We start from the raw sequence: 4,890 nt of genomic DNA on the forward strand, positions 1-4,890 counted from the left end.
AAATAAAAAGAGGGGCGCTACCTACTCTCGCATGGATTTCCCATACTACCATCGGCCTGGATATGCTTAACGGTCGGGTTCGGCATGGTTCCGCGTGTTCCCATATCCAGTATCTGCACCCCTCAAAACTCATTCACATGTGCATAGTTACTTAATAAGGTCAAGGCCTCGGGCTATTAGTACCGGTCAGCTCAATACATCACTGTACTTACACTTCCGGCCTATCTACGTCCTAGTCTCGAACTGCCCTTACCTCCGAAGAGTGGGAAACCTCATCTCGGGGCCCGTTTCCCGCTTAGATGCTTTCAGCGGTTATCGGTCAGGTACATAGCTACTCAGCTCCTGCTCCTGGCGGAACAGCTGATTCACCAGCGGTACCCTCACACCGGTCCTCTCGTACTAGGTGTGACCCCCCTCAAGTTTCCTACGCCCGCAGCAGATAGGGACCGAACTGTCTCACGACGTTCTGAACCCAACTCACGTACCGCTTTAATGGGCGAACAGCCCAACCCTTGGGACCTACTTCAGCCCCAGGATGCGATGAGTCGACATCGAGGTGCCAATCCGCGCCGTCGATATGAACTCTTGAGCGCGATAAGCCTGTTATCCCCGGGGTAACTTTTATCCGTTGATCGACGGCCCTTCCACTCGGATCCGCCGGGTCACTAAGACCGTGTTTCCACCCTGCTCGACCTGTCAGTCTCGCAGTCAGGCAGGCTTTTGCCTTTACACTCTCCTGTGGATTTCCAACCCACATGAGCCTACCTTCGCGCACCTCCGTTACTCTTTAGGAGGCGACCGCCCCAGTCAAACTGCCCACCTAACACTGTCCCATCAGCGCTCTTCACACTTAATGGTTAGTAACCCATCATGCTGAGGGTGGTATCCCACCAGCGGCTCCACCTACCCTTGCGAGCAGGTTTCTTCGCCTCCCACCTATCCTGTACACAACATGACAAGTTACAATGTCAGGCTACAGTAAAACTCCACGGGGTCTTTCCGTCTAACTGCGGGTACTGGGCATCTTCACCCAGTCTGTAATTTCACCAGGCCCTCCGCTGAGACAGTGTCCAAATCGTTACGCCATTCATGCAGGTCGGAACTTACCCGACAAGGAATTTCGCTACCTTAGGACCGTTATAGTTACGGCCGCCGTTTACCGGGGCTTCGGTTCGTACCTCTCAGCACTCCCCTTAACCTTCCGGCACTGGGCAGGCGTCAGACCCTATACGTCCTCTTTTTGAGTTCGCAGAGTCCTGTGTTTTTGGTAAACAGTCGCCTGGACCTTGTCACTGCGACTCCCCAATGCAGTTGCCCACATCAAGGAGCACCCCTTCTCCCGAAGTTACGGGGCTATTTTGCCGAGTTCCTTAGCGGAGGTTAGCCTGCTCCCCTTAGCCTTCTCAGCTCACCCACCTGTGTCGGTTTTCGGAACGGGCATATCTGCACCGATAAGCGAGGTTTTTCTTGGCAGCTTGGCTACTACCTCGTTGGACTTATGTCCTCCCCATCACGCTTCAGCCTCCACTCCCGGATTTCCCTGGAAGTTTCTTCGACCTTTGCGCTTGGATGAGCCTGCCACTTGCTCACGAGGCTTTACCTTCTGCGTCACCCCTCTTATCTTGACAGTACAGATATGGCACGGGATTTTTTACCCGTTTTCCATCGGTTACTCCTTTCGGATTCACCTTAGGTCCCGGCTTACCCTGGGCGGACGACCCTTCCCCAGGTACCCTTGGGCTTTCGGGGGGAAGGATTCTCACCTTCCTCTCGTTACTCATGCCCACATCCGCTCTTGTGCTTCGTCCAGTAATCCTCGCGAATTACCTTCTCCCTACTGCACAATGCTCCCCTACCAATCCGCAGATTCCGCAGCTTCGGAGTACAGCTTTAGCCTCCTTACATTTTCGGCGCAGTCCGCCTCAACCGGTGAGCTGTTACGCACTCTTTTAATGATGGCTGCTTCTAAGCCAACATCCCGGCTGTCTCTGGCAGTCCACTACCTTTCACACTTAGCTGTCTCTTCGAGCCCTTAGCTGGCGGTCTGGGCTGTTTCCCTCTCGACCATGGAGCTTTTCCCCCACAGTCTGTCTCCCATACTTTAACTTACGGTATTCGGAGTTTGACAAGTTTCGGAGGTTACCCCCCTACGCCTATCAGTGCTCTACCCCCGTAAGTCTTGTATGAGGCCGTGCCTACACACGTTTCGGGGAGATCCAGCTATCACCAGGTTCGGTTGGCTTTTCACCCCTATCCACAGGTCATCCGAATGCGTTTCACTGCATACCGGTTCGGGCCTCCATTGCGTTTCACCGCAACTTCACCCTGCCCATGGATAGCTCACCTGGCTTCGGGTCTGCATATATTGACTCTACGCCCTTTTCAGGCTCGCTTTCACTTCGGCTTCGCCTCTCCCGGCTTAACCTCGCCAATACATGCAATTCGTGGGCACATTAATCAAAAGGCACGCGGTCACGCCTAAGCGCTCCCACTTCTTGTAGGCTTACGGTTTCAGGTTCTCTTTCACTCCCCTCCCGGGGTCCTTTTCACCTTTCCCTCACGGTACTTTTCCGCTATCGGTCGACGGGTAGTATTTAGCCTTGGATGGTGGTCCACCCTGATTCACGCAGGATTCCTCGTGTCCCACGCTACTTGGGATAGTAATCCAGAGTTCCGTATGTATTTCGCCTACGGGACTTTCACCCTCTTCGGTTTGACTTCCCAGTCAATTCGGCTATACATACTTCCACTCCGAGCCTCGTGCAGTCGGCTCCGATTACTTCCCTCTACCCCATGTAGGCAACGGCCGCACCCTTTTACACCTACATGGTTTTGGCTCTTCCCCTTTCGCTCGCCACTACTTAGGGAATCTCTTTTGATTTCTTTTCCTCCGGGTACTAAGATGTTTCCCTTCCCCGGGTTCGCCTCCCTTTCGGGATTTTCGGGTTCCCCCATTCGGATATCCACGGATCTACGCTCGCTTGCAGCTCCCCGTGGCTTTTCGCAGCTTGCCACGTCCTTCTTCGCCTCCCGTCGCCTAGGCATCCGCCGTAAGCCCTTTTTACCTTGACCTTATCTTTCACTATGCACTTGTCAATGAGCTGGTGGAGTAGAGGGGACTTGAACCCCTAGCCTTCTGCGTGCAAGGCAGACGCTCTCCCAATTGAGCTACTACCCCACTCCTTCACTACTGAACAGAGACACCCTTTCTCCTTAGAAAGGAGGTGATCCAGGCGCACCTTCCGGTACACCTACCTTGTTACGACTTAGCCCCCCTCGCTGACTCCACCCTCAATAGCCGGCCTCCTTTCGGTTAGCCTGACCATCTTCGGGCGTTTCCAACTCGGGTGGCTTGACGGGCGGTGTGTACAAGACCCGGGAACGTATTCACCGCAGTGTGGCTGACCTGCGATTACTAGCGATTCCGGCTTCATGCAGTCGGGTTTCAGACTGCAATCTGAACTGGGGCAGGGTTTCTGAGATTCGCTCCACCTTTCGGCCTCGCTTCCCTCTGTCCCTGCCATTGTAGCGCGTGTGTCGCCCAGGACATAAGGGGCACGATTACCTGACGTCATCCCCTCCTTCCTCCGCCTCGTCGGCGGCTGTCCCGTTAGAGTCCCCACCTTCACGTGCTGGTAACTAACGGCAAGGGTTGCGCTCGTTGCGGGACTTAACCCAACACCTCACGGCACGAGCTGACGACGGCCGTGCACCACCTGTCTAGGCTCCTAATACCGAAGTATTAGGTCCCCCTTATCTCTAAGAGGTACTACCTACATGTCAAGCCCTGGTAAGGTCCTTCGCTTAGCTTCGAATTAAACCACACGCTCCACCGCTTGTGCGGGTCCCCGTCAATTCCTTTGAGTTTCATCCTTGCGGACGTACTCCCCAGGCGGCCCACTTATCGCCTTAGCTTCAGCACGAACGGTACTACCGCTCACACCTAGTGGGCATCGTTTACGGCTAGGACTACCCGGGTATCTAATCCGGTTTGCTCCCCTAGCTTTCGGGCCTCAGCGTCAGGTTTACCCCAGGAGACCGTCTTCACCACCGGCCTTCTTACCTGTATCTACGCATTTCACCGCTACACAGGTAATTCCGTCTCCCTCTAGTAACCTCAAGTCTAACAGTTTCAGACGCATCCCCCTGGTTGAGCCAGGTACTTTTACATCTGACTTATTAGACCGCCTACACCCCCTTTACGCCCAGTGATTCCGGGCAACGCTCGCCCCCTACGTATTACCGCGGCTGCTGGCACGTAGTTAGCCGGGGCTTTTCTTTATCTACCCTCATCTGTGAGCCATTCCCTTCTCACTTTATTGTTCGATAAATTCAGGAGTTTACGTCCCGAAGGACTTCGTCCTCCACGCGGCGTCGCTGGATCAGGGTTTCCCCCATTGTCCAATATTCCCCACTGCTGCCTCCCGTAGGAGTGGGGGCCGTGTCTCAGTCCCCCTGTGGCCGGCCACGCTCTCACGCCGGCTACCCGTCGTCGGCTTGGTAGGCCTTTACCCTACCAACTACCTGATGGGTCGCAGGCAGCTCCTCCAGCCATGCCTCAGCACGCTTTCACCTCTCGGTCTCATCCGGTATTAGCCATCGTTTCCAATGGTTGTCCCGGTCTGGAGGACACTTTCCTACGCGTTACTCACCCGTTCGCCACTGGTACTACTCCCCGAAGAGAGCCTCCCCGTTCGACTTGCATGTGTTAAGCACGCCGCCAGCGTTCGCCCTGAGCCAGGATCAAACCCTCCATCCAACTTTTCGAGTTCGATCGCTCACTCTCTTTTTTACTTCCGCTGGGTGTCTCTGTTCACTTGTCAAGGAGCTTTCCTTTCCTTCCCGCGGCTCTTCGTCCGCGTCCGAGTATATATATTACCACCTTTCTTC

The 4,890-nt window shown here is 54.8% G+C and carries 1 tRNA gene and 3 rRNA genes; all 4 read right to left on the reverse strand.

The annotated features are described in order from the left end of the window. Positions 1 to 9: 9 nt before the first annotated feature. The 4 genes from rrf to XO12_RS10815 all read right to left on the reverse strand — a co-directional run bounded on the left by rrf (position 10) and on the right by XO12_RS10815 (position 4,759). Positions 10 to 123: ribosomal RNA gene (gene rrf, locus XO12_RS10800) — 5S ribosomal RNA — on the reverse strand. A gap of 33 nt (positions 124 to 156) precedes the next feature. Beyond that, positions 157 to 3,072 (reverse strand): 23S ribosomal RNA (locus XO12_RS10805). A 30-nt stretch (positions 3,073 to 3,102) separates the two neighbouring features. After that, positions 3,103 to 3,178 (reverse strand) — tRNA-Ala (locus XO12_RS10810). Between the two features lie 39 nt (positions 3,179 to 3,217). After that, positions 3,218 to 4,759: ribosomal RNA gene (locus XO12_RS10815) — 16S ribosomal RNA — on the reverse strand. Together the 16S, 23S and 5S rRNA genes with 1 tRNA gene alongside form the textbook arrangement of a ribosomal RNA operon. Positions 4,760 to 4,890 lie beyond the last annotated feature (131 nt).

The organism is Marinitoga sp. 1154 (genome assembly GCF_013363285.1).
Lineage (GTDB): Bacteria > Thermotogota > Thermotogae > Petrotogales > Petrotogaceae > Marinitoga.